Genomic DNA, 22,865 nt, shown 5'->3' with positions numbered 1-22,865 from the left:
TTTGGCGTTTTAGTCGAACAATTTGCAGGGGATCTCGGAGAGAGTGCGCTGGAGTTTCAGGTGTAACTCCTGGGCTTTCGCGTATGTGGCGTGAGCCTGCGCGCTGTGGGGGATGATGTGCTGATCGCACGGAGCGGGGTGCGGTTGGTGCTCGGGGTGTGATCGGCGCTCGCTGTGCTGATCCGACAGCTTGGAGTGTGGTGGGTGCTTAGGCTGTGATTCTTGCTCGGGGCTACCCTGCTGGACGCGCTGTTCACAGAGCACCTCCGACGCAGCCAACGCCGCCCCCACCAGCGACGCATGCGCGTCAGGCGCAGCCGCCACAGGCCGCCCCACAACATCCGCGAAGATCTCCAGCCATGGGCGGGACGCGGCCCCACCACCCGTGATGGGAAGCACCCCATGCTGTTCTCCAGCCGGGATAGCAGGAGCCAGGCTCAGTGCCACGCCTTCCAGAACTGCCTTATAGAGGTCGGCCGCAGTGTGCTTTCCGGTGAGGCCGACTAGGGCTGCCGTGGCGGAGTCGTCCCGGATCGGGAAGCGTTCGCCGTGGAGGCTGGGCAGGCTGGTGATCCCGGTCCAGCCGCGGTGGGTGTTCACGCTCTGCTGTGCGCTCGCCTCGCGCTGGTTTTCCGCTTCCTGCTGTGCGCTCGCCTCGCGCTGGTCCTCCGCTCCGCGCTGCAAGAGCAGCGCATCAGCTTCCTCGGGAGTCGCCCCACCCAGGATCCGCTCTCGTGCCCACTGCGCCGTCCCTCCCGCCGACAGGACCGCCGCGATAGCCAGCGCCCGCCCACCAGGAAGCGCGAGCGTGTGAAAAGCGCCAGGCCAGTCGGGCCGCTGGCCGTCCTCAAGAATCTCGGCATACCACCCGGACGTTCCCAGATACACGTATCCCGATCCAACTGAACCCGAACCACCCGGTCCCGCCGAACCCACGCCATCCGGCACCTTTGATCCTGTCGCGCGCTCGGCGGCGCTCGGCGCCGAGCCCACTCCACCCAGCACCCCGAGGCTCGTGGCCCCGGCATCCCCAGGTCATTGACGCCCACCGAACCGATCACCCCATCGCTGATCTCCGGCAGCACCTCCATCGGCATCCCCGCGGCGCGTGCCACGCGCGTGGACCAGCTCCGCGTCGTGAAGTCCATAAGCCCGGTGGTGGATGCCGTGGTGCAGTCCACGTGGAATCCGAGCCCCAGCCGCGCCGCGATGTACCCAGCCGGCCCGAACAGGACGCGCTGCGTGCCCGCCGGCACACCCTTCATCCACATGGCCGCCGGCGAGTTCGCGCCCTGCTCGTTGCCGGTGATGCGCTCCCAGTCTGGGAGGCGTTCGTGGAGCACGCGGGCTTCGCGCGTCGCGCTGGTGTCTGTGTAGAGCGTGGCCGGAGCGACGGCCCGCCCGGCGGCGTCTGTGCACACGAGATCCTGCATCTGGCCGGTGAGGCTGATGATGGAGGGCTTGGCGTCGGGGGAAATTGATGACATTATCCGACGCCAACCGGCCCACCAATCCTCAGCGCACTGGGTGGTGCCGGAGGTTGGGTAGGCGGCTTCGAGGGTGCGCAGTGGTGCGGTGGGGTTGCTGGGGTGGAAGAGTGCGGCTTTGAGGCTGGTTGTTCCGAAGTCGCAGGCGAGGATGAGTGGGGCCATGGGTTCAGGGTACGGGCCTTGGATCAGGAAGGCCTACAAATTGTTCGCTCAAAACGCCAAATTTGGCCCCAAATTTGGCGTTTTAGTCGAACAATTTGTACAACCTGCAGGCTTTGCGAGCGCGCTGGACAAAAAGAAAGGCCGACCCGAAGGTCGGCCAGCTGGTACTACAGCCTACTGCCTACTACTTAACAGCAGCCTCGTAGCGAGCGGATACCTCATCCCAGTTGAAGACGTTCCACACAGCCTCAACGTAGTCAGCCTTCACGTTCTTGTACTGCAGGTAGAACGCGTGCTCCCACATGTCCAGCAGCAGAAGTGGCTCGAGGTCGATGGACAGGTTGCCCTGCTGGTCGGTCATCTGCTCGATAACCAGGCGCTCGCCGATCTTGTCGTAGCCCAGCACTGCCCAACCAGAGCCCTGCAGGCCCAGAGCGGCAGCCTTGAAGTGAGCCTTAAATGCGTCGAAGGAGCCGAAGTCGCGCTCGATGGCTTCTGCCAGTGCGCCTTCTGGCTGTCCGCCACCGTTAGGGGACAGGTTCTTCCAGAACAGGGAGTGGTTGGTGTGGCCACCGAGGTTGAATGCCAGGTCCTTGGACAGTGCGGTGACGGCGGTGCCGATGTAATCGTTCTTGCGTGCGTCCTCGAGCTTCTCGAGGGCGGCGTTTGCACCGTTAACGTAATTCTGGTGGTGCTTGGTGTGGTGGATTTCCATGATCTCGCCGGAGATGTGTGGCTCCAGTGCGTCGTATGCGTAATCCAGCTCTGGGAGTTCGTACTTTGCCATTGTGTTTTCCCTTACCTTTCCTTGTGTGGGTTTTTCACGTGTAGTATCCAGTGTCCAGATTTTTTGTGGTTTGTGCAACGTTTTTTCGCTGCGGGCGTACAACATAGGCCTACCTCAAACCCAGGAACTCCCGAATCGCGGGCATCTCCCGCCGCGCCTGCGCCAGCCCTGCCCGATACGCGCCCTCCAGCAGCTTCGGGTTTCGCGTGCCGTTGTTCACCCGCATCTCTTCCGGCGCGAAGATGTACGCCTTGCCCTGGCGTTCCAGTTCGAAGATGTGCTCTTTCGCCTGGTTGTAGCGGGTGTGCCTGGTGATCATGGATTCGGCCAGCAGGGGGTAGTCCTTGTAGTACCGGCGGATGACGGAGGAGAAGCGGGAGGGGCTTTTCACATAGTCGCGTGTGCGCGTCAGCACGAAGAGGTAGCGGTCGAATCCGTCGTGGATGGCTGCGTCGATGGGGATGCCTCCGGTGGGTCCGAAGGCTCCGTCGAACCAGGGCTGGGCGTCGAGTATTACGGGCGGCATGAGGATCGGCAACGTGGAGCTCGCGCGGGCGTGGCGGAAGAAGTCGGCGGTGCTGGTAATGTCTTCGGGCCCCCAGTGGCGGGTTTCGCCGGTGGCGGGGTTGAATCCAGACATGCGGAAGCGCACGTTGGAGTTCACCACTTTGTCCCAGTCCAGTTGGAGGGGGTGGCCGGGTGAGCCGGCTTGGCCGAAGATGAACTCTGAGTTGAAGAAGCCGTTGCCGCGTAGCCAGGTGCGCACGCCGCCGAAGCGGGGGTCGGCGGGGAAGGTGGTGTACATGTCCCGGATGCGTTGGGGTTCGCGGGCGATGTAGTAGGCAACGTGGCTGGTGGAGGCCGAGTTGCCGCCGACCCAGCTGAAGCGCACGTCGGATTCAATGAGGGCTTCTACGACGGCTGCGGAGTAGACCGCGCGCATGGCCCCGCCTTCGAATACCAGGGCGGTATCGGTGACGTTGAAGTCCAGGTTCGTGCTCACAGATCTTAAGGCTAGTACTTCCGGTGGCGAGGTGCGTTCAGGGGGACTAGTAATAGTGTTTATGAAGGTCGTGGCGCACAGAGGTGCTAGCGGAGAGTTGCCGGAACACACCATGGGGGCGTATGAGTTGGCGCTGCGTCAGGGGGCTGATGGCTATGAGTGTGATGTGCGGTTGACGGCGGATCATCAGTTGGTGTGTTTTCATGATCGTTCGGTGGCGCGGACGTGTGTGGATGCGGGGCGTCCGCGGGGGTTGATCTCGCAGATGACGTTGGCGGAGTTGCGGGGGTTGAATTTCGGGACCGTGGAGCGTCCTGCGGGGATTGTGACGTTGCGGGAATTGCTTGATTTTTTCTACGACGCCGGGGGTCGCGATGGTCAGGAGCTCTTTATTGAAACGAAACACCCGAATCGTTTTGGGGCTGCTGTGGAGTGGGAATTGTTTAAGGAGTTGGAGGCCAGGGGAGCTGCTGGTGGTGGGGGTGGGGGAGGGTCTGCGGAGATGATGCGGCGCGTGCATGTGTTGAGTTTTAATCCGAGTAGTTTGTGGCGTTTTCGGGGGTTGAGTCCGCGGACGCACAGGATTTTGTTGCGTAGGGAGTTTCAGAAGGTGATGAATCCGGCGTTGGAGCGGGCGGGGGTGGTGCATTCGCATGGGGTGTCTTTGGCACGGGGGAAGGTGCGGCCGGACATTATTGGGCGTTTTGGGCGGGGGACGTATATGTGGACTGTGGATCAGGAGCGGGATGTGATGTGGGCGAAGGCTCGGGGTGTGGATTGGTTGGCGACGAATTTCCCGGGGATGGCGGTGCAGTGGCGGGATGTGTGAGTGGGTGTGAGTGGTGAGTGTTTGCTAGACCCGCTAAACTGTTGCGCGTGTCTAAGAAAAATAAGAATAAGGAACAGCTTCCCGAGGGCATGAGCCGCCGTCAGGCGAAGCTTGCGGCTCGCGCTGCTGAGCGTGCGAAGTTGCAGAAGGACCCTCGCCCTTATGGTGGTTTTGCGATGGAGTCGGACTTGATTGCGTTGCAGGAGTTCGTTCCTTCTGCCCATTTCCAGGCCACTGTGGCGGGTGCCGAGTACCCGATTCACATTGCGACGGTGCTGCCGGGTGCGGTGGCGGCGTTGCGCCGTTCCGAGAGCGATGGTGGCGAGGCTTTTGTTGCGTTGCAGACGCAGCGCAGGGGTGATAACCCTAACCGCGATTTGGCGTACTGCTTGAACTGGGCGTTGAACGCGCAGCCTGGTGCGTCCCTGGATGTTGGTATCGCGGACGGTACTGAGCCTCCGTTGGCGGATCTGTTGGATAAGGAGCAGGTTGCTGACATTCAGGTGTCTCAGGACTTTAGCTGGTGGCTGACGGAAGAGGCGTTGAAGAACCCTCAGATTGCGGCAACGCTGCAGCGTGCGAATGATTCCGTGCTGCCGTCTGACCGGGTGGATGCGTCCGTTCCTGGTGCTGCGTGGTGGATTAATCCGGGCGAGAAGGCTCACATCCGTTGGGTTCGCCCGGAGGAGGAAGCGGAGTTGCTGAACGCGTTGGCTCGTCTGCTGGCTGCCGGTGATCTGCACCTGGGTGAGGGCTCCAAGTTCGCTGGTGTGTTCCGTACCCATGATGTGTTGGTTCCTGTGTGGGACTTGGATAACTCCAAGGGTCACAACGAGTGGGCTGATGGTTTGGAGACGTTGGATGCCAAGATCTCTGAGGCGTTGGCGGCGACGGAGCCGTTGACGGCTGATGAGCAGAAGGCGAAGCAGACGATCGTGTCTCGCGAGGTCACGATCCGCTAGCTGCTACTGGTGCGTGGGGTTGGGCCCACGGCTTTCTTCACGCATCGCCTTGGTCATTTCTACTGTTTTCTTCCATGCGTCCCGCACTTCTTCGCGGGACATTCCTTTTTCCCAGTTTTTTAAAGCGCAGGCGCAGGTGAGTTCAGCTGCGCCTGCGCTTGCCGCGACGAGGGAGGCGTAGCGAGCGGAGGAGGATACTGCGTACGACAGTGCGAAGTGTGCCGCTGTACAGCTGGCCAGACGACAGTAGATGGGAGCCCATCCGCCGGGTGCGTCGTGTTGGTGTTTGATCGCATAGCGCTGGTCGAAGACGGCAGATAGGGATTCTGTGATTAACCAACCCCAGGTGACGGTGCCCTGGAGGTCAGTGTCCAGGGGTTTGTACGGAAGCAGGCGTGTGCCTCCTGCAGCGAGGGCGAACGTCAATGCAGATGGGACAACACCGGTGATCAGATGTCCAATCCATCGGTACTTCAGGGGGACTGGTTCCCATGTGGTGGTCATGGTGTCTCTTTTCTATGAGAAGCAGGCGTCGCTTCAGTTTGGGTCGGATTGTTAAACACCCAGAAGTTCTGAAGTAAAAAGTTCAGAACCGTGGCGACTGCTTGAGAGAATACCCAGGACCATAAAAGAACGTGCGGCACTTCGGGAAACTGTTTTCTGATTGCGAGGTCAACCAGGACTGCTGCTGTGAAGCATAGGCAGTACACGGCAGCCGCGCGGGCTTTTTCTGTCCTGGACCGGTTTCCATTAAAAGTAAAATAGCTGTTCAGGTAGTAAGCGACGGTGCTTCCCACGATGTAGCTGCATCCTCGAGCTAAGAAGCCAAGAACGCCTACGTGGAGCAGTAGGGTTCTAGTCCCATAGTCGAAGAAGGCTCCTACTATGCCCACGAGGGTAAAGGTAAGAATCTTCTTCATGGGCTTTCCTTGGAAAATGAGATATCAATACGGTGACAGGCCTGGGGGCCACGGGGTGAGGAGCCGGCGGTCCGCCAGCGGATAGGGGATCGTAAAGATCTCGTCACGCCATTCTGCAAAACCGTAACACAGCCAGCTTCACTGAGGCGGCTTTCAAGGCAGTTGAGCTGAGTTGCTTGGTCGAACCACCAAGAAATGGACTATTCTGAAGATTCACAAGGAGGAGAAGACTCATGACGCTCAAGAGCCGGATGCACGACGACAGTCTTAAGCTCGATTCGGCGCGCCCAAAGAAGGGGCTCGACATCCCCAGCATCATCCTCCTGGTCATCGGCATCGTCTCAGGGATTGCCGCCTACCAGCTAACTCTCACGACTGAGCTCAACGCGCTAGTGATTGTTCCCTCGGTCGTAGCCGCGACCACTGGAGCATTGAATCTCGTCACCACCAAGGGGCCTCGCTAAGCGCCTCTAGCTCGTTGGTTGCAGAGCTCCTGATTGTCACTCCGTCGCCTGTGGTGGGGATTAGCCCAGCTCGTCCTCTTCAAAGAAGTCATCGTCGATTTCGTAGAGCGTGAATTCGTGGGCCTTGTGAACAGCCACCCCGTAGGCGAGCATCAAGGAGGTGAGCTTGATGCCGTCGATCAGCACGATCTTGCCGTGCCGGTAACCAGCTGCGGTCTTTTCTGCTGCGGGCTGAAACGAGGAAGTGGTGATGAAGACGCCAAGGTTCGCACCTCTGGCATCGAGCGAACCGATGAAGTTACGCACCTCGGGTTCGCCGACCTTGTTCGAGTCCGCGTAGCGCTTGGCCTGGATGTAGATGTTCGTCAGTCCTAGGGCATCTTGGCGAATGATCCCATCGATGCCACCGTCACGAGTACGGCCCACGTGCTTTTTCTCCCCGTGCGCGCCGCCGTAGCCCATCGCCCACAGCACGTCGATCACCGCGCGCTCGAAGAATTCCGGCGATGATTCTTGGAGCCTTTTGCGTAGCTTGGTTTCGGTCTGGGTGTTAAACGCATTCTCACCGGCGGTAAGGGATTCAACCGGGTCAGTCGAGTCTTGATGATCGGGGCTCACGCTTGGAGCAGTCTCGTCCGCGCGCCGACGCTGGGCAAGCTCTTCCTGATACGCCACCCACACTGGCCACTCCAGCATGTCCCTCTCGGAATACTCGCTCAAGGAACGCTGGTCAACCACCTTGCCATTGTCGGTGATGCGGTAGTGGGCTCGCCGTGGTCGCTCGAGCAGACCTGCCTGAACCAAGCTTGAACAGGCCCAGCCGATGCGGTTGACGTACCGGAGTTTGCCTGAAGCGATCCGTTCGCTGCGGACCTCCTGCGACAACCCCATGTGGTCTGCGGTCAACTGGTAGACGTCCCCTCTGGAGACTTCATTACCATTGTTCAGCGCCCGTAAAATAGCTGGTCGGAACTGGTCAGTTGTTGGAGTGTTGTCCACCGTCATCGCCACGTGCTGCTTTCATTTTGATATCAATGTGATCATCGTGATTCTAACCCGACGCCGGCCTCGGTGGGTGATCGGGTTAACGCCGGGCCCACGGCCTGGTCGTGTGCGGCGCGACACCTCACTCATTTACCCACACGGAACCAAATCTCGGGGCACCTCACTACAATCAGATTGTGTACGACCCGTTTGATTACCTAGAACGTTGGGAGGCAGGTAAACCATGAATGAGCTTCACGACAGTGTTGAAATGGCACAAGTCGTTGAAGCTCTGGAACCTAGCAAGAAATGGGAAGTTGAAGAACTTGATTCGCAGCAGCTGAGCTTGACCCACGATGTTCTTGGAGGTGACTTGGAGCAATGGCGTTAACCATGGAAGAGGCAGCGGCGATTGCCCAAGAGTATGCGGCTACTAAGGGTGGCTTGGAAGATTACGTACATTGTGGTGATGACGCATTTGGTTTTTTCACCCGGGACAAGCCTTCGCCGATGACGCTCGGGGACAGTAGCGTCATCGTTGTCGAAGTCGGTGGGAGCGTCGTTGTAGGGAGTTTGGCGCCGGTATACCTGCCCGACGACTATGAAGTACGGCGGCTTGATGGTTCTGTGCTTCAGACACGTGAGCAAGTGCGTGTTGCGCTGGCGGAAGAAGCTGCGCGTGAGGAAGCAATGGATGAAATTGAAGAGGGAGAGCTTTCCACGATTGAGTTGGAGTTGTCGGATGAGTAGAGTGCCGTCGAGTTTGGATCGGTTTTCTGATCCGCTTACTCCGATGAATTATTCAGGGCCACCGACAAATCTTCCAATGCTGTTTGAAGATCTTGGGGTGGAAGGTGCTACCAAAGAAGTGAAGCGTGCTGCGGTGGAGGAGTGGTTGAAAGATAACGAGCCGGTGCCGGTGTTGTTGTGGGATTTGGAAGATGCGGGCTACATCAACACGTGATCTGCCACGGCTCACGGGTCAGCGCACTATGTGAGAGGAGCCGCAGCATGGATTATGTCAGTGATCGTGGTTCAGTCGATGATGTTTCGGACGTGATGGAAGGTTGTCTGGGTCAATGGCGATAACGTTTGAAGAAGCTGTGCGAATCGCACAGGAGAAAGCGGCTCCACTTGAGTTGATGGATGATTTCGTTGAGCATGGTGAAGGCAAGTATTGCTTTTATATGAAGGTTGCGCCGATTCCTTTTGGGGAGAGTGGTGTGCTGATCGTTTATGAGGCTGATGGATCAGTCACTCGCGGAAGTGGAGCGCCGGGGTTGTGCCCACATGAGTGTGAGATATTGGACCTGGAAGGCAACGTGACCCGGACTTTGGAGCAGGTGCGTAAGGCTCGTGAAGCTTATGAGGCTGGGCAAGCTGCTTTGGAAGCAGATATTGACGATGACGATGGCGATGGGCTTGAGCTAGTCCCGGCGAAACTATGATAGGGAGGGGCAGGTGTTGCTCATGCCTGAGGGGCAAGATTACGAGCCCACCAAAACCACGCCCTAGTCCGTGAAGCGCAGGACGTCGCGGGCGAAGCGCATCGCGTTGTTCAACGGCCTGCGAACTGTTCGGAGTTGAGCATCTTCCTGGCATGGTCCAGATTCTCAATCCACATGCAAGGAACAAAACCTGAGCCACTTCATTAATTCAGCTGGTTTTGATCCAACAAATCTTGGTACGGCGGAAGTAGTACCTCTTCCGTCTTGCCTGTTAATCTGCTCCGGCCCAAAAGATCAAGTGTCTCACGCAGAAGGATTTCACGGTTTCTACTACCACACAGTGAATATGCTGTGAGGAGATACTCACGAAGTTCGAAGTAAGATACGTCGTGAATTGTCCGAGGTCCAAGTTCCCTCTTTATGGTTCGATCGCAACCGCGGTGCATGAGCACTGAATCGTCATAACGGTTTATACCTAATGGTTGTTCTGCAACTATATCACCCTTCTGAAGTAGCTTATTGACGATTGAGTTGAGTCGATCCCTGACTGATTGTGTAAGCTTTCCTCCGCCGCTTTGTTGGGTGTAGCGGGAAAACAAATAACTAACTGTAATTGGACCTTCTACTTTGATGATCTCCCTAAGGCCATTAAGGATTTCTTCATCAGTGGCGTATTGTGCGGTCACTGTGCGCTTATCATAGGTAAGGTATGCATCTAACCTGGGGTGGCGAGATGTAGAGGTCATGGGCTGTTCGATGCCTTGAGTGTCTTCAGCGTCCGATAGGGAATCGAACGAGTCATCCTCTTGTAGAGATACCTGATCGGAGTATTCAGGAGCGTGAGATTGCGTGTACTGAGCATCGGGAGTTTCTACGACCTGATCATGGTCCATGGAGACCGATGCAGGTGAAGTTGTCTCTTCCGAAAAAGTTGACTCTATCACGCGGATATTGGAACTATTTCTCGCAGGCTTGTGCTCCGAAGAATACGGTGTAATCCCACGCTCCTCGAGAGCATCAAACACACGCTTCATCTGCGTCTGTGGTTCCAAGTAGAAATCCGATTCAAAAATTCGAACAAAACTCCACCCCAGACGCTCAAGGGCGCGCTGGCGCCGGCGATCTCGGGCTGCAAAGTCCTGGCCGTGCCAGTGGTCTCCGTCGCATTCGACAGCCAAACGGCCGGTTGCTCCTTGAACTACAAGGTCAATGCGGTAACCGATTTGCTCAAACTGCGGGATAACGTGGTACCCGCGTTGCACAATTGAGTTATAAATCCGCTGCTCGAACAGGGAGTCAAACGGCTCGACGCGCTTATCTTCGGGTACTGCGACACTCGTATGGGCTTCTGGCTCGGCTTCAGCCACGCTGTATGCGTACTTCAGGAGCTTTGCGCGAATATCTTCTGGTTTGAGGTCTTCGGTCCCGACCGAGTGGAAGAGCCACACCTGGTCTTTCGCACGAGATACGGCCACGTTGTAACGCTGCTTGTGCTTCTCTTGGGTTAATGTGGTTTTTCCTTTTGAAGAATCATTTGCCTCGACTAGCGAAAGGAATACGACGTCGCGCTCAGAGCCCTGGAACTCTTCGGGCTTGCCAACTTTCAGTTCTCTTTCCTCCCACACCTCCGGCGCCACCTTTTCCAGAAGACGGGCTTGGATGTACGCAGCCTGTCCTGATCCGCTGAGAAGTGAAATAACACCAAAAGTCTTGTTGTCGTATGACGGGTCGTTAAGAGCCTGGACAACGGCGTCGACCACAGCGTCAGCTTCGGGCTTATTCACCAAGCTCTTGCCATGCGTATAAATAGCATTGGGGGTACGAGTGATCTTGAACGGCGCAAGGCGAACCTCATCCACTTCACGAACTGGCTTCAGCTCGATATTATCTGGCTCATAGATATACCGATTCGAGAATTCGATGATTTCAGGCACACATCGGCGATGCTCGTCCAAGATGATGCGACCGCCGTAACGCATCACTGCGTCATCAAACAGTGAGCGCGCTGGATCTGTCCAGGAATCGAATTTTTCAAAATCGCTGAGGTACTGTCTAGCTAACGTGTGGATGTTTTGATGGTCAGCAAATGAGATCGGCGAGACCTGTTTGTCATCACCAATAACAACAATCCGTGGAGCCAAATACTGCAGGAACAACGCGTCCATACCCGCCTGAGAAGCCTCATCCACGATGATCACGTCAAACATGTTCTCTTCCAAGGCGAACTGCTCAACAACGCGGAAAATCGGCATAATCCACACGGGAACGGCCTCACGACACGTCATCAAGTGCTTTCGGATATCCTGGCGTTTACGATTAGCGTATTTGCCGGTGCCCTTTCCTAAACGGACTACCGCCTGAGAGTACGCCTGGAGGTTTGACCGCATTCGGGCATCGAGGCGCTGAGAACCGACAGCATGAGTCCATGCTCTGTGGGCCGCGATCTCTCCAACCGTCTGAGCAATTTTGTCATCTAGTATCGAGATCTCAGAAGACAAGACTGATAAATCTCGGGACGATTTCTGCTGCAGCTGGTGTCCCACGAGTAGCCAGGCGCGAGCGGCCTCAGCGTCACGGACATGGTTTCGTACTTTGGCGCCTGGGGTGGACGATGCGACCCGCCGGGCTAGTTGTGATGACCATGAGGCTACCTGGGCTTCGCACTCCTTCAATGTCCGATAGTCGGAAGATAAGTTGCTCAAGGCAGTGATATTGCTCAGTGCGTGAGCGTATGCGCTAGCGTCCTCCTTATTGATCGCGCTCTTCAACGCTTGTAAGGGTGCCGAGTCTCCAAGTTGTTTGACTGCGATAGAGACAGCCTCCTGGAGCTCATGGCGTTTTCTTCTTAACGCCTTCAGCTGTCCGTCTAACTCTAGAGTGCGTTGGATGGAATCTAGTTTTGATGCAAATTTATCGAATGCTCCTGGTGACACCGTATATCCGAGCTCGGCGAGTTGGTCAACAACGTGAAGAAGCTGAGTGGCGTTCTCGGTAATGCCGTGGAGACGGTTAACTAAATAACGCCACTGATGTAGCTGATCCTGTACTGGAAGATCAGGGTGAGGGTTATCAAACTTCCATATCTTCTGAAGCTTCTGCAATCCCCATTGAACTTCTACGGAGTCAATAAACTTTTGAACGCTATCTGTGTTAGTTGGTGGAACTCCGTCTATGCGCACGTTTTCGAAAAATGGCATAGAGTCTCGAAGAATGGATTTTGTAAATAGACCAATTTTTGGCATCCCATCCGGGCGAACCTTTATTTCTCCACCCTTTTCGAGATAAAGAAAGAGATTTTTTGCCAGTGGATATAAATCCTCAGGTGATCCGTTGATCTGCAGGTGACGAATAGAATCCGCGCTTCGTGCCCTATTTTCAGTGTCTTGAATTGTATCAGATAGTAGTTGGACAGTACTGTTCCATAGTGAAAGTCGATCTCCTTCGAGGCTTTCGAAGAGGAACTGGTTCGAGGGTTCTTGTTCTGAACCTATCTTCTGAAAAGCGCTCTCACCCTGATCGCTCAGCTTGTGCAGCTGTTGCTTTACCGACTCCTTGGATTTTCTCCACCTCTGGAACTCTTTTTTAGAAAAGTTGAACGATATTCTGTGTAGCTCTTGTTTTGTAGTGGTCAGATCCTGGATTAATTCGGCGAACTCTTCGGCAGTGAGTAGTGAGGAAAAGTTAAACTGATCCGCGGATGTGGACAATCCCTTTTGTGCGAGCTCAGGCCTGTCGATGAGAGAGAACCATTGCTCGATCTCTTCTGGCTCCAGTGGAAAAGGAGTGTTCGCGCTTGCCACTGAGTACTGCTCGATCCAGTCGTACTTGGGCTTGTTCTCGAGCCACGTGCGTGAAGCCTCGGCCAGTGGGACTTCGTAACCGGGAACCTGGAGAGGGGAGTTCTCCACGGTCATCGACTGGTCCCACTCGCGGGTCAAGGCAACACGCCTTTCGCGGAGTGCATTGAGGTCCGCCTCGAGCGATGCCGCTGTGGCTGATGCTGTCGCCTCGTTATATGAGCTAGACCGGCGATTAATAGTTTCAATCGCGACCCTCAAGTCAGCCAGATCATCACTACCCGAGCTAATGACCGATACAGCTAGCTCCTGGATCTCCTTCGGCAGCTTTGCCCGTAGTTCATACAGTGCACGTTCAGCTTCAGCTGTGACAAGTACCCGTTGCCCTTGGGCTAGGAGATGAGAGACAAGTGCAGCTGCCATGTGTGTCTTGCCGGTACCAGGAGGTCCCTGAACAATAGTCTGCGCATGAGAGTTGACGCGTCGCAGTACCTCCTCTTGCTTCTGGTTGAGTGGCAAAGGAGTGAAGATCTCATCGCCAATCTCGAACATTGCGCCCTGGGCGGGGTTTTTGGTGATTTTGGCCTGCTTGTTGGGGTCAATAAGCGTGGCTAGGCCCGCAGGAACCTGTCCAGAGTGTTCAATCTCTCGAGCAATGGCAGCAAAGGTGGACGCGAGACCCATCCTTCGACGCTTACGTAATATCAAGGTTGGTTGCCAGGCGATAACTGGATAATCTCCAGGAGTTTGGCATGTCCATTCAGGTGAATAGGAAGCGGTTGAGCCAAGCGCATGCGCAGTGACTGCCCCTAAGAGCGCAAAGGTCTCTTCAAGAAGGAGATCTCCTTCGATGAACTTCATGGTTTCTTCGACGTCAGACGTGAGGGTATTATCCATGAGTATTTCTGGCGGAATAACGTCGAATTCTATATTTAAAGAGTTTGAAGTTAATTCAAAAGAGATATCTCCAGTCTGCTTATCTAATGTTGCAGTCACGCCTGTGGTGAAAAGATGCCTGTTAACTACGTTCTGGTCGTGCTTCCAGGCTAAATTTCCTAGAGCAAGTACCAGCTCGAATTCTTCAGAGTTCTGATTTGAACTAGTCTGGATGTCGAAGGCCTTCTGGTAGAATTCCGCATATCGAGAGCGACGAGCCCATAACTTCCATTCCTCAAGCCATTTCTCTACGTCATCCCGCTCGTTATCGGAGATGCTATACCAATCCTCAGTGGCGCCTGGGGTCTTCGGCTTCTCGCATATCCAGACATCTTTAGTATAGTCAGTCACATCTCCGTCAATCCACTCTGCGATCTCAGGCGAAGGCTCCACCAGGGTGCTCATTGTCTGTTTCTTAAAGACGACGATCGTACTGTCCGTGGATTCACTATCGCGTTGCGAACCTGTTGAATCAGAAGACTCTTTGAACAGAGCCGACTGTAACTGTGGTCCAAAGACGATAGATCCTGAATATGAAGAAACTCGCTTCAGTTCGTCCATGCTCAGGACATAGCCGCCGTCCTTTTGGTAGGCCGACGTTGTAGTGATCACCTTTTCTTTCATCTTTTGAAGCTCGGACAGATAAAGAAAAAGACGACGGGCTTTGTCTACATTTGTGCTCATGTATACCTCGAGGGGCGATAAAAGAGGAAGCTGCCTTGATTGACGGCAGCTATTTTACTACATGAACTAACCTCGTCCAATGCCACTGTGGCTGGCATCAGATGTTATGAGCGGACGGCACAGATAAGGCCTTATAGAGTGACCTCTCTGGACCCTGCCGGGGGTAGAAAGGGGGCGATTTTCACTAGTGATGCTCGCATGTTGAGCTAGGCGCCGGACTATACGATAAGGTCGGCGCCGCCCAATCTACTCCGTGAAGCGGAGGACGTCGCGGGCGACGTCCTCCGCCACGATGGGGATGCCGTAGGCGCGAGCCTTCTGAGCCTTTCCGGATTGCGAATCGGGATCCGCCGCGATCAACACCTTGGTCTTTTTTGAGAGGCCGGCGAGTACCACGCCGTGGGCGTCGAAATAATGAGTCCAATCGCTGGTTGAGTATGCACGCGCGCCGGTGACAGTCACGCGGTCGCCGGGCCGCAGTACGATTCCCTGCAACGGGCCCATGCTTGGATCAGTGCCGTGGGCCTCGGTGCCGTAGATGGCGCCCTCCCGCGTGTCCTCATACACCGGGGACGACGAATGATGACGCCCACCCGTCTCCACGGCTTGCGGCTGGAGGGCCTCCTCGGCCGCAGCGCTCGGGATACCCAACGCGCGGGCGACGGCCAGCACGATAGTGCGCTCCTCCTCCGTGATCACGCCATCGGCCCAGGCAAGCTCCAGGAGCTGCGACAGATATTCCTCATGCAGATCCTGAAGACCCTGGCTGCCGATGTTGTTGTCCTTCGCGAACGTCAGCAGCTGGTCCTGCTCTGTGGTGGTCAGCAGGCGGTCCAGCAGCACCCTGTCCAGGAGGCTGAAGTAGTTCTCCACGGTGGAGCTCGCCACGGGCTCGCGCTCGTCCACCAGGCCGGCGAACCAGCCGCCGCTGTGCGCGGCCTCGCGGGCCTGCTGGGTCTGCGCTCGGCTCAGCAGGAGTGGTTCGTTGGGCTGCTGGTTTGACTGCCCCGCAGGCTGCGAAGGCTGTTCAGGCTGGAGGAAACCGTTGAACGCCTCGGCCGCGGCGAGCTGCGGTTGGATGGCCTCCTCAAACGCGGAGGTGTTGTTCAGGAAATGCTGGAAGACCTGTGTGGTGGCCTCCGCATCGGCCAGGGCTGCGTGCTCGCGGGCGTTCGTGATTCCCAGGTGTTTGCAGCATTCGGCCAGCTTCACGCTGGGCAGGCGTAGGTATTGCTTGGCGAGCGCCATGGTGTCGATGGCGGGGAGGCTGTCCTCGGTGGCGCGACCGCAGCGTCGAAGCTCGTTCTGGATGAAACCGCTATCGAACGGGGCGTTGTGGGCAACGAGGATCCGCCCGGTGAGGGAGTCGATTAACTTATCCGCGATGTGCTCGAAGGTGGGCGCTCCGCAGACGTCCGCGGCGGTGATGTGGTGAGTGCTTGTGGCGTCCATGTGGCGCTGCGGGTTCACCAACGTTTCCCACGTGTTCTCCACGGCGCCCGACGCATCCAGCTCCACCACACCAATCTCCACGATCCGGTGACCGTGCTTGAAAGAAAAACCGGTGGTTTCTACGTCTATGACTGCGTATCCACGCATGATGGCCTCTTTTCCGTTCTGAAGTGCCCCGGGCTTTGTTCCTAGGCGTGTACCAGGGTTTCCATTATTTCCTGGGGTGGGTGTTGGAGCAAAAACTCTTCCGCGATCTCAGCAGGAGGGGGTATTGCAGCTCCTGGGACACTTCAGATTTACGGCGGAGTAGTACGTGACCGCCAAAATCCTCAGACTCGCACATACACCGAGCGGCTTGGTGTTCCGGGGTGTTTCTTTGGCGGGGCTGATGGGTCTGATGTGCCTCGGGTTAATCGGGATTTGCAGCGGTTGTGGGATGAGTATGGGGCGCGGACGCTGGCTGATTTTAAGAAGGTGTTGAGTGCTAGGAGGCTTAATGGCAGCCCATTGTGGCCTGGTCTGGAGACTGTGACGGTTCCTGAGTATTGTGGTGATGGGATGTCGAGGGTGTTTCCGGGGGAGTCGCTGCCGAAGGATCTGAAACGGTTGGTTGCCCATGTTCTGTTTGGTTGGCGGGATACTCCATTGAAGGGTGGGAAGTGGGTTCAGCATTCTGAGGATTCTCGTATGGGGCATACGTGGGATTCTCAACGTGAGCGTGCGTCGAAGTTCCCGAAGTCGTGGAGTCACCAAGACATTGCGAACGCTGTGGTGGAAACGTTGGAGTATCCATCGAACTCATTATCTTATGGGATGCGGAGAGAAGTGTGGCTAGAGAAGCGGGGAGTGATCATTCAGGTTCGATATGTGATAATTAGGGGAAAGGCAAAACTTTTGGATGCATATCCGGTAGATTCGCTTCCGAAAAGGGCTCGAAGGTAGGACATGATGAGTTACGAAGATCTGGTGGCGATTACGCCCGCCAATGTGGATTTGTCTGTGGCTTCTGAGTCTATGGCTTATGGGGATGAGGAGGGTGCAGTAATCGACTTGCTGATTGAGGCCCGCAAGTCCGGTGTGCTTTCACTAGAAATGATCGAGACAGCCCTTCGGGATGATCTTGATAAGCCCTATGCCGAGCTTGTTGAAGAACTTGCTGAGGCGGCAGGGTTTAGATTGAAGGATTGAGACATGGTGACTGACATGGACGTGTACACGTGGCTCGATTCAAGGGTTGATTCTTCTGTAAGCAGGGAGGCTGCTGAGAGTGATCTTGCTGCTGGAGAGGTTGAGCAAGCAGTGTTTATCCTGGCTGATGAAGCTAATGCCGCTGGCGCGTTGACGTGGCAAATGCTTGACACTCTTTTGAAGGAGTATCCAGATGGTTGGATGAACGAGGTGTTTTCCTATATGAAGGACTCCAACTCATGGAAGCCTAGTGCTGCAAAGTAGCTAGATGGTTGGTTCAAGTCTCGGTAGCTGATGAGTTGGCAGGGGGCTGGTCTCTCCTGGTGCTAGGATGAAGGTTACTTCTGTTCGGGACGTAAACCTTCCCGCTATCCATGTGGAGTTGTCTAATGAATGAAGCTGAGCGTGCTCTCGCTCACCAGGTGTTCATGGAGCGACTGTGGGCTGACCTAGGCGTCCGCAAGTCTGGTGATCCACCTACTAATCTGCAATCTGCCAGCGCTTCATCGGGACTTAGGTGTTGCGGGTAAGTCCTTTGAGGTGAACCGTGCTGCGGTGGAGGAGTAGTTGAAGGACAACAAGCCGATTGGGATGCTTGTTGTTGATCTCGAGCTGGAGTAAGGAATCGTTGTGTAGACGTTGAGCAGCGAATACATTCACTATATGGGCAAAGGGGTTCGTTATGGCGTGTGTTAATGATGTGGCGCGGTACATTCTGGAGCATGTGGAGGGGCGTGTGAGCACGATGAAGCTTCAGAAGCTTGTGTATTACGCGCAGGCGTGGCATCTCGTGTGGGATGAGCAGCCCTTGTTCGATTCGCGTATTGAGGCGTGGGCTAATGGTCCGGTGGTGCGTGAGCTCTACGTGCAGCATCGTGGTGAGTTCACGGCGAGGCGTGAGCTGTTTCCAGGTGATTCGGGCAGGCTGACCAACGATGAGAAAGAATCTATTGACGCTGTTCTGAAGGCGTATGGTCGCCTGAATGGGCAACAGCTCAGCGATTTGTCGCATAGTGAGCGTCCGTGGCGTGAGGCGAGAAAGGGTATAGAAGAAGGAGACTCCTGTACTAATGAGGTTAGTAGAGAAGTTATGCAGGACTTCTACAGTGCTATGCGATCGGCGTCCACTGCCTAACGATGACAAGTAGAAAGCATAAGAACAAAAATAAAGCACACAAGCGAAATAATTCTGGTGGCAAGCATATCTCTCCATACGCACCAGCTGCAATCGATAGAAGCATCCCGGATTCTATTATTGATAGTGGGTCCTACAAGAGTAAGCATGTTCAGTGGACAGCCAGGGAGATTGACGATGTAGACGATTTGACTGATGGACTTTCCTGGGAACTCAGTTCTAATGAAGCTATGGAATTGCTGAAGTTTCTAGATGAGCTCAGGGGTAAGACTTGGAATCAGTGTGAAAATGAATCGTCCAATGGGCGTAGGCGCAATCATGACCATGCCATTAATGAATTACCTTCTGAATTTCAGAAAAGGTTAAATAAGTTGGATGAAAATGAAGAGAGAATCTTCCGGTTTCGTTTGAGTGGAAAATGTCGACTATGGGGATTTAGGTCTGGCGCCTTATTTCGTATTCTTTGGTACGACCGGGAGCACTCGGTGTATCCCGTGAGTAAGCGCCATACCTAAAGGTGGGAAAATTTTAACCAGGCTGTTTTATTGACGGAAAGTGTGGCACATCAGGTGTTACGGAAGTAGCAATTGTGACTTGCAAGAGGGGAATTGGGGGAATGGTATCTATCTGCGCAAAATTATAGATTGCAGTGTCTTTTTGAAGATGGGCCAGTATTTTGCTGTCAATGTCCATACCAAGAAATAAGAAAGCCAAGGCGAATGCCTAGAAAGAACACCTGAGCCACTTCGAGTACGTGACTGGCAAAACTCCCAGACCCGCACACGCGGTGAACGACATTGTCTTCCGGGGGGGGGGGCTTCAGTCGGTGTGTGGGGGTTGAGGTGCGTGCTGATGGGTCGGATTTGCCGAGGATTAATGAGGATCTTCAGCGGTTGTGGGATGAGTCTGGTGCGCGTGATGTTCATGATTTTGGGTTGGCGTTGGGGGCGATGAGTGAGTTTGGTGTGCCGGGGTCTGTTCGGAATGGTCGGGTGTATCGGTTGCCGGATGGGTCGGCTCGGAGTGCGATTGTGCTTTGGCAGGGGAAGAATAGGTTTTACGAGAAGGTTCAGAAGGCCGTTGGGGGTATGAGCGATGATGTGGGAGCTCAGCAAGTGGCTGAGGCGTTGGATATGGCCGCTCGGCATACTCCGCTGAAGCGGGATGTGTTGATGTGGCGTGGTGTGCGTAATTGGCAGGCGGTGTTTGGGGAAACAGACTTATCCGGCCTGCCTGGACTTGAAATCGATCAGAGACGTTTTACTGCGGTATCCACTGATAGATCTGTTGCTGAAGAGGAGTTCACGACGTTTGGTAAGGCTGGTGCCTTGCTGAAGATGACCGTGAGGAAAGGCACGCCGGGCGTGTGGATGCCGGCAAATGGTAGTCAAGAGCTCGCATATCAACAGGAGTTTTTGGTTCCTCCCGGTGCTATCATGAAGGTCATTAAGGTTGAAAAGGGCGAGCTGCCCACGATTCATGTGGAGTTGTCTAATGAATGAGGCTGAGCGTGTTCTCGCTGACCAGGTGTTCAGGGAGCGCCTGTGGGAGGATATAGACGTCCGTAAGCCTGGTGATCCACCTACTAATCTTTCGGCGCTTTATCGGGACTTAGGTGTTGTGGGTAAGTCCTTTGAGGTGAAGCGTGCTGCGGTGGAGGAGTGGTTGAAGGACAACGAGCCGATCGGGTTATTGGCGCTTCAAGTGAAGAGAGAGAATTTTGGAGTGACGTAATCGCTACCGTTCTCTCGAGCGTGCGCACTTTGTGACAGGGAGGCACCTTATGGCGTGTGTTAATGATGTGGCGCGGTACATTCTGGAGCATGTGGAGGGGCGTGTGAGCACGATGAAGCTTCAGAAGCTTGTGTATTACGCGCAGGCGTGGCATCTCGTGTGGGATGAGCAGCTTTTGTTTGATTCGCGTATTGAGGCGTGGGCTAATGGTCCGGTGGTGCGTGAGCTCTATGGGCAGCATCGTGGTGAGTTCACGGCGAGGCGTGAGCTGTTTCCTGGTGATTCGGGCAGGCTGACCAGTGATGAGAAAGAATCTATTGATGCTGTTCTGAAGGCGTATGGTCGTCTGAATGGGCAGCAGCTCAGCGATTTGTCGCATAGTGAGCGTCCGTGGCGTAAGGCGTATGGAGGCCTGACGGTGGGGCAGGGGAGTGTTCGTGAGATTGACCTGACGGTCATGCAGGAGTTTTACACCGCGATGTATCTGGAGGGTCGGCATGTGGATGCTCGGTGACTATGTGGAACCGTCCCGACGCCGTGACAGAGGGGACAAAGCGGGGTTACTGGACTGGATTGCTGTGGAAGTGTCGATGACCGACGATAAGCAATTGCTCCTGGAGCTTAAGGCGAGGGAGGATCAGTCGCCGGAGTCCGCGTTGAACCTGTTGGACATGGCACGTGAGACAGTGCAACGCATGATCGACGAACAGGACAATTAACGCCCCGTGGCCCGCCTGTCTATCTGGTAAAAAGCAGGCCTTTTAACAAATACAGCGCCGTCCAGCCGGTGGAACACACACCAGTGTGTGTCTGGGTTCGATTCCCAGTGGACGCACCTAACCCTACATCACGCGCACGCCGCACTAGGCGTGAAGTGCCCCGGAAGACAATGTCGCTCGGCCTGTGTACGGGTCTGGGAGTTTTGCGACTCACGTGTTCCGTCGCCTTGGTCGGAGACCGCCTTGGTCGGAGACGCCAGTCTGAGATCCTCGACCCCACGGACCACACGGTAATCACACAGGTCACACACCCTAGTCCAATCGCTGGTGGAGTAATTACGCACGCCGGTGACGGTCGCGCGATCGCCGGGCCGCAGCACGATTCCCTGCAACGGGCCGACGCCCACCGCGGTGTTCGCACGGCCCTCGGCACAGTCTGGAGTTGACAATCCTCTTGACTTATATCTTTGTTTTCAATACAATTAGAACAAGGAATCTATAAATTGGAGATTTAGGTGATCATGGAAAAACTCCTGAGCTTTCTTATAATACTTGTTTTTGTCACTATTATTTCACTTTGCATTATGGGAGTGCTAGAGATTGTAGGCTTCCTCACGTATGATGTGGCCTGGACGCTTCCAATTCTCATCTTCCCCATATCACTGGGTGTATGGTTTGTTTATATAAAACATGTCCAAAAATAGCAACAAAGCGCACGGCCTCGATTCATTCGGACAGGTATGTAATGCTTTAGGTTGTTAGGTCCAGCTGACGTGGGTGTTGTGCGTTGATGCTCCATCCCTAGTGGGGAGAAGGCCAAGTCCGGGGAAGTGGCGTAACTGTCCTTTCTGAATCCGGGACAGGGTTAGTGCTGGGGTCAGGGCCCCGCAACCCCCAACACCTACCGCAACCCCTAACGCCCTACCTAAACCCCCACCACCTACCGCCACCCCAACACCTACCGCCACCCCACCACCTACCGCCGCACCAAATCCTCCACGGCGGGGTCGTAAACATAATCCACAATCTCGCCAGAGATGATCAGCTCCAGTGCTTTATCGATAATGGGCAGGGGCGCGATGAACCATTCCGTAGCACCCACACTTACACCGGCACTATTCACCACCGTCGCATCCAGCCGCACGGCCGCGAACACCCGGTGAATCAGATGCTCCAGCGCAGAAGGCCGCAAGTTATAGGCCTTGTAACGAGCCACAATCTCCACTGGCGCCATCAGGTACGTCGCGCTCTTCTCAGCTCCCGCGATCCGCGCTTCCACCGACCCCCTTGTGAACCCAATCTTGTACAAGTTCCTCAGGGAGCGAATATCCGGGTGCTCAGATAAAGACCGAAGCACATACAAATACCCGGTTTCTTCATCCGCATCCCCAACCTCATCGGCGCTCATGGTGGTCCGCGTGACGGCCTGCCCACCGGTCTCATACAGCCGCTTCGCCAAGGACTCCCGATACATCGCCGATTGCGTCCCGTTTTCAAACACCACATTCAGCCGCGGTTTATTCTCACCCCGCGCCACCTGCGGCTCCTTCACTTCGGCCACGAAGCACATCACGCCGTTAATCACGAAGAATCGCCCTTCGTGAATACTGCTCTCGCCCATGAACTTCGTGAGCGCCCACGTCCCCTCCGCAAGCCCCGCGTGCTTCGCGGTGAAGTGTTGCGCGTAGGCCTGGAAGTCTTTGGCTTTGACGCGCACGGCTCGTTCGCCGCCGTCTTCGGGGCTTTTCCGCGCGGGCAGCGTGGAGGTGTCCAGTAGTCCGGTGGGGTCGTCGGCAAGCCCCAACGTGTCACGCGCCAACAGCTCATCCAGATTGCTCGGCGCCTGCGCTGGCTGCAACAGTCCGTGCCGGTCGTGCTCTGTCAGTTCCTGGATTTTCTGCTCGCTGGCACGAATGCCCACCAGCCGCGCCCCTAGTGTGCGCTCGGCAATGGTCAGGGTTTCTGGGCTGGGTTCGCGCCCATGCTCGTCGTAGAACTCGTTGATTTCTGCAAATGCGCGCACCAGCCGGTCCAGTTCGGTGGGTGGGCGTGGTTCGTCGGGCATGTCCAGCAGCCCGTCGGTGTCCGAGGCGATGAGCGCATCGAGTTGGTCCTTGATCGGGTCGTGGGTCATGGTGGTGCTCCTTGCTGTGTGTGCCTGTTTATCCGAT

24 protein-coding genes and 1 pseudogene are annotated in these 22,865 nt (G+C 55.7%); 15 read left to right on the top strand and 10 right to left on the bottom strand.

What is annotated here, in order from left to right; translation table 11 throughout:
* Positions 1-9: 9 nt before the first annotated feature.
* The 4 genes and pseudogenes from IAU67_RS08545 to IAU67_RS08530 all read right to left on the bottom strand — a co-directional run bounded on the left by IAU67_RS08545 (position 10) and on the right by IAU67_RS08530 (position 3,442).
* Positions 10-1,005 (bottom strand): FGGY-family carbohydrate kinase, encoded by a 996-nt coding sequence (locus IAU67_RS08545; RefSeq protein ID WP_151842241.1) that lies wholly within the window; start codon positions 1,003-1,005, stop codon positions 10-12.
* A 122-nt stretch (positions 1,006-1,127) separates the two neighbouring features.
* Positions 1,128-1,652: pseudogene (locus IAU67_RS10120) on the bottom strand (FGGY family carbohydrate kinase); the annotation flags it as partial.
* A 184-nt stretch (positions 1,653-1,836) separates the two neighbouring features.
* Entirely contained in the window at positions 1,837-2,439 is a 603-nt protein-coding gene (locus tag IAU67_RS08535) for a superoxide dismutase (RefSeq protein WP_151842240.1), read from the bottom strand.
* Between the two features lie 109 nt (positions 2,440-2,548).
* The gene (locus tag IAU67_RS08530; protein WP_225723489.1) at positions 2,549-3,442 is read right to left on the bottom strand and encodes a patatin-like phospholipase family protein; all 894 of its coding nucleotides are present in this window, start codon (positions 3,440-3,442) and stop codon (positions 2,549-2,551) included.
* Between the two features lie 61 nt (positions 3,443-3,503).
* On the opposite strand from IAU67_RS08530, the gene IAU67_RS08525 reads away from it, so the two are divergent.
* On the top strand, positions 3,504-4,271 hold the full coding sequence (locus IAU67_RS08525) for a glycerophosphodiester phosphodiesterase family protein (RefSeq protein ID WP_151842238.1): 768 nt from the start codon (positions 3,504-3,506) through the stop codon (positions 4,269-4,271).
* Positions 4,272-4,318: 47 nt separating this feature from the next.
* Positions 4,319-5,233, top strand: coding sequence for a DUF5926 family protein (locus tag IAU67_RS08520; protein ID WP_151842237.1), 915 nt, complete (start codon positions 4,319-4,321; stop codon positions 5,231-5,233).
* Positions 5,234-5,236: 3 nt separating this feature from the next.
* Here IAU67_RS08520 and IAU67_RS08515 read toward each other — a convergent pair whose 3' ends face one another.
* Together IAU67_RS08515 and IAU67_RS08510 are read right to left on the bottom strand one after the other, a co-directional pair.
* Positions 5,237-5,737 carry a hypothetical protein gene (locus tag IAU67_RS08515; RefSeq protein WP_151842236.1) on the bottom strand — a complete coding sequence of 167 codons (501 nt, stop codon included), beginning with the start codon at positions 5,735-5,737 and terminating at the stop codon, positions 5,237-5,239.
* Positions 5,734-6,153: a GtrA family protein gene (locus tag IAU67_RS08510; RefSeq protein WP_151842235.1), complete on the bottom strand. Its 420-nt coding sequence runs from the start codon at positions 6,151-6,153 to the stop codon at positions 5,734-5,736. The genes IAU67_RS08515 and IAU67_RS08510 overlap by 4 nt, the downstream gene beginning before the upstream one ends.
* Positions 6,154-6,386: 233 nt before the next feature.
* On the opposite strand from IAU67_RS08510, the gene IAU67_RS08505 reads away from it, so the two are divergent.
* On the top strand, positions 6,387-6,617 hold the full coding sequence (locus tag IAU67_RS08505) for a hypothetical protein (protein ID WP_225723488.1): 231 nt from the start codon (positions 6,387-6,389) through the stop codon (positions 6,615-6,617).
* Positions 6,618-6,677: 60 nt separating this feature from the next.
* On the opposite strand, the gene IAU67_RS08500 is transcribed toward IAU67_RS08505, so the two are convergent.
* On the bottom strand, positions 6,678-7,622 hold the full coding sequence (locus IAU67_RS08500; RefSeq protein ID WP_151842234.1) for a restriction endonuclease: 945 nt from the start codon (positions 7,620-7,622) through the stop codon (positions 6,678-6,680).
* 223 nt (positions 7,623-7,845) lie between these two features.
* On the opposite strand from IAU67_RS08500, the gene IAU67_RS08495 reads away from it, so the two are divergent.
* The 4 genes from IAU67_RS08495 (at position 7,846) to IAU67_RS08480 (ending at position 9,049) form a co-directional block, all read left to right on the top strand.
* Positions 7,846-7,992, top strand: a complete 147-nt coding sequence (locus tag IAU67_RS08495) for a hypothetical protein (RefSeq protein WP_187767894.1) — start codon at positions 7,846-7,848, stop codon at positions 7,990-7,992.
* The gene (locus IAU67_RS08490; protein ID WP_151842233.1) at positions 7,983-8,351 is read left to right on the top strand and encodes a hypothetical protein; all 369 of its coding nucleotides are present in this window, start codon (positions 7,983-7,985) and stop codon (positions 8,349-8,351) included. Before IAU67_RS08495 ends, IAU67_RS08490 begins: the two co-directional genes overlap by 10 nt.
* A 76-nt stretch (positions 8,352-8,427) precedes the next feature.
* Entirely contained in the window at positions 8,428-8,565 is a 138-nt protein-coding gene (locus tag IAU67_RS08485) for a hypothetical protein (protein ID WP_187767893.1), read from the top strand.
* A 115-nt stretch (positions 8,566-8,680) separates the two neighbouring features.
* Positions 8,681-9,049 (top strand): hypothetical protein, encoded by a 369-nt coding sequence (locus IAU67_RS08480; RefSeq protein WP_151842232.1) that lies wholly within the window; start codon positions 8,681-8,683, stop codon positions 9,047-9,049.
* A gap of 203 nt (positions 9,050-9,252) precedes the next feature.
* Here the strand turns inward: IAU67_RS08480 and IAU67_RS08475 are convergent, their stop codons facing one another.
* Together IAU67_RS08475 and IAU67_RS08470 are read right to left on the bottom strand one after the other, a co-directional pair.
* A complete protein-coding gene (locus IAU67_RS08475) occupies positions 9,253-14,466 on the bottom strand; it encodes an AAA domain-containing protein (protein ID WP_151842231.1) in 5,214 nt (1,737 codons plus the stop codon).
* Between the two features lie 246 nt (positions 14,467-14,712).
* Positions 14,713-16,065: an exonuclease domain-containing protein gene (locus IAU67_RS08470; RefSeq protein WP_151842230.1), complete on the bottom strand. Its 1,353-nt coding sequence runs from the start codon at positions 16,063-16,065 to the stop codon at positions 14,713-14,715.
* Between the two features lie 801 nt (positions 16,066-16,866).
* Here IAU67_RS08470 and IAU67_RS08465 point away from each other — a divergent pair.
* From IAU67_RS08465 to IAU67_RS08430, 8 genes are all read left to right on the top strand, one after another.
* Positions 16,867-17,106: a hypothetical protein gene (locus IAU67_RS08465; protein WP_151842229.1), complete on the top strand. Its 240-nt coding sequence runs from the start codon at positions 16,867-16,869 to the stop codon at positions 17,104-17,106.
* Between the two features lie 3 nt (positions 17,107-17,109).
* Entirely contained in the window at positions 17,110-17,370 is a 261-nt protein-coding gene (locus tag IAU67_RS08460; RefSeq protein ID WP_151842228.1) for a hypothetical protein, read from the top strand.
* 418 nt (positions 17,371-17,788) lie between these two features.
* Positions 17,789-18,241: a Panacea domain-containing protein gene (locus IAU67_RS08455; protein ID WP_151842227.1), complete on the top strand. Its 453-nt coding sequence runs from the start codon at positions 17,789-17,791 to the stop codon at positions 18,239-18,241.
* Between the two features lie 2 nt (positions 18,242-18,243).
* Positions 18,244-18,756, top strand: coding sequence for a hypothetical protein (locus tag IAU67_RS08450; RefSeq protein WP_151842226.1), 513 nt, complete (start codon positions 18,244-18,246; stop codon positions 18,754-18,756).
* Positions 18,757-19,329: 573 nt separating this feature from the next.
* Positions 19,330-19,743, top strand: coding sequence for a hypothetical protein (locus tag IAU67_RS08445; RefSeq protein WP_151842225.1), 414 nt, complete (start codon positions 19,330-19,332; stop codon positions 19,741-19,743).
* Positions 19,736-19,975, top strand: a complete 240-nt coding sequence (locus tag IAU67_RS08440; RefSeq protein ID WP_151842224.1) for a hypothetical protein — start codon at positions 19,736-19,738, stop codon at positions 19,973-19,975. The genes IAU67_RS08445 and IAU67_RS08440 overlap by 8 nt, the downstream gene beginning before the upstream one ends.
* A gap of 49 nt (positions 19,976-20,024) precedes the next feature.
* Positions 20,025-20,489, top strand: a complete 465-nt coding sequence (locus IAU67_RS08435; RefSeq protein WP_151842223.1) for a Panacea domain-containing protein — start codon at positions 20,025-20,027, stop codon at positions 20,487-20,489.
* Positions 20,479-20,694: a hypothetical protein gene (locus tag IAU67_RS08430; protein ID WP_151842222.1), complete on the top strand. Its 216-nt coding sequence runs from the start codon at positions 20,479-20,481 to the stop codon at positions 20,692-20,694. The genes IAU67_RS08435 and IAU67_RS08430 overlap by 11 nt, the downstream gene beginning before the upstream one ends.
* A 976-nt stretch (positions 20,695-21,670) precedes the next feature.
* Here IAU67_RS08430 and IAU67_RS08425 read toward each other — a convergent pair.
* On the bottom strand, positions 21,671-22,828 hold the full coding sequence (locus tag IAU67_RS08425) for a GIY-YIG nuclease family protein (RefSeq protein ID WP_151842221.1): 1,158 nt from the start codon (positions 22,826-22,828) through the stop codon (positions 21,671-21,673).
* Positions 22,829-22,865: the final 37 nt, after the last annotated feature.

It is taken from the genome of Corynebacterium zhongnanshanii (genome assembly GCF_014490575.1).
In the GTDB taxonomy this organism is placed as follows: domain Bacteria; phylum Actinomycetota; class Actinomycetes; order Mycobacteriales; family Mycobacteriaceae; genus Corynebacterium; species Corynebacterium zhongnanshanii.
Note: the sequence above shows the minus strand (reverse complement) of the source record. Positions and strands in the feature narration are given on the sequence as shown.

What these genes read in the sequence shown, in the direction of transcription:
- IAU67_RS08430 (WP_151842222.1), top strand. Translation starts at nt 20,479, where the DNA reads ATGCTCGGTGACTATGTGGAACCGTCCCGACGCCGTGACAGAGGGGAC.
- IAU67_RS08495 (WP_187767894.1), top strand. Translation starts at nt 7,846, where the DNA reads ATGAATGAGCTTCACGACAGTGTTGAAATGGCACAAGTCGTTGAAGCT.
- IAU67_RS08465 (WP_151842229.1), top strand. Translation starts at nt 16,867, where the DNA reads ATGAGTTACGAAGATCTGGTGGCGATTACGCCCGCCAATGTGGATTTG.
- IAU67_RS08440 (WP_151842224.1), top strand. Translation starts at nt 19,736, where the DNA reads ATGAATGAGGCTGAGCGTGTTCTCGCTGACCAGGTGTTCAGGGAGCGC.
- IAU67_RS08500 (WP_151842234.1), bottom strand. Translation starts at nt 7,622, where the DNA reads ATGACGGTGGACAACACTCCAACAACTGACCAGTTCCGACCAGCTATT.
- IAU67_RS08450 (WP_151842226.1), top strand. Translation starts at nt 18,244, where the DNA reads ATGACAAGTAGAAAGCATAAGAACAAAAATAAAGCACACAAGCGAAAT.
- IAU67_RS08510 (WP_151842235.1), bottom strand. Translation starts at nt 6,153, where the DNA reads ATGAAGAAGATTCTTACCTTTACCCTCGTGGGCATAGTAGGAGCCTTC.
- IAU67_RS08425 (WP_151842221.1), bottom strand. Translation starts at nt 22,828, where the DNA reads ATGACCCACGACCCGATCAAGGACCAACTCGATGCGCTCATCGCCTCG.
- IAU67_RS08470 (WP_151842230.1), bottom strand. Translation starts at nt 16,065, where the DNA reads ATGCGTGGATACGCAGTCATAGACGTAGAAACCACCGGTTTTTCTTTC.
- IAU67_RS08515 (WP_151842236.1), bottom strand. Translation starts at nt 5,737, where the DNA reads ATGACCACCACATGGGAACCAGTCCCCCTGAAGTACCGATGGATTGGA.
- IAU67_RS08455 (WP_151842227.1), top strand. Translation starts at nt 17,789, where the DNA reads ATGGCGTGTGTTAATGATGTGGCGCGGTACATTCTGGAGCATGTGGAG.
- IAU67_RS08525 (WP_151842238.1), top strand. Translation starts at nt 3,504, where the DNA reads ATGAAGGTCGTGGCGCACAGAGGTGCTAGCGGAGAGTTGCCGGAACAC.
- IAU67_RS08505 (WP_225723488.1), top strand. Translation starts at nt 6,387, where the DNA reads ATGACGCTCAAGAGCCGGATGCACGACGACAGTCTTAAGCTCGATTCG.
- IAU67_RS08485 (WP_187767893.1), top strand. Translation starts at nt 8,428, where the DNA reads ATGCTGTTTGAAGATCTTGGGGTGGAAGGTGCTACCAAAGAAGTGAAG.
- IAU67_RS08480 (WP_151842232.1), top strand. Translation starts at nt 8,681, where the DNA reads ATGGCGATAACGTTTGAAGAAGCTGTGCGAATCGCACAGGAGAAAGCG.
- IAU67_RS08490 (WP_151842233.1), top strand. Translation starts at nt 7,983, where the DNA reads ATGGCGTTAACCATGGAAGAGGCAGCGGCGATTGCCCAAGAGTATGCG.
- IAU67_RS08435 (WP_151842223.1), top strand. Translation starts at nt 20,025, where the DNA reads ATGGCGTGTGTTAATGATGTGGCGCGGTACATTCTGGAGCATGTGGAG.
- IAU67_RS08475 (WP_151842231.1), bottom strand. Translation starts at nt 14,466, where the DNA reads ATGAGCACAAATGTAGACAAAGCCCGTCGTCTTTTTCTTTATCTGTCC.
- IAU67_RS08535 (WP_151842240.1), bottom strand. Translation starts at nt 2,439, where the DNA reads ATGGCAAAGTACGAACTCCCAGAGCTGGATTACGCATACGACGCACTG.
- IAU67_RS08460 (WP_151842228.1), top strand. Translation starts at nt 17,110, where the DNA reads ATGGTGACTGACATGGACGTGTACACGTGGCTCGATTCAAGGGTTGAT.
- IAU67_RS08445 (WP_151842225.1), top strand. Translation starts at nt 19,330, where the DNA reads ATGAGCGATGATGTGGGAGCTCAGCAAGTGGCTGAGGCGTTGGATATG.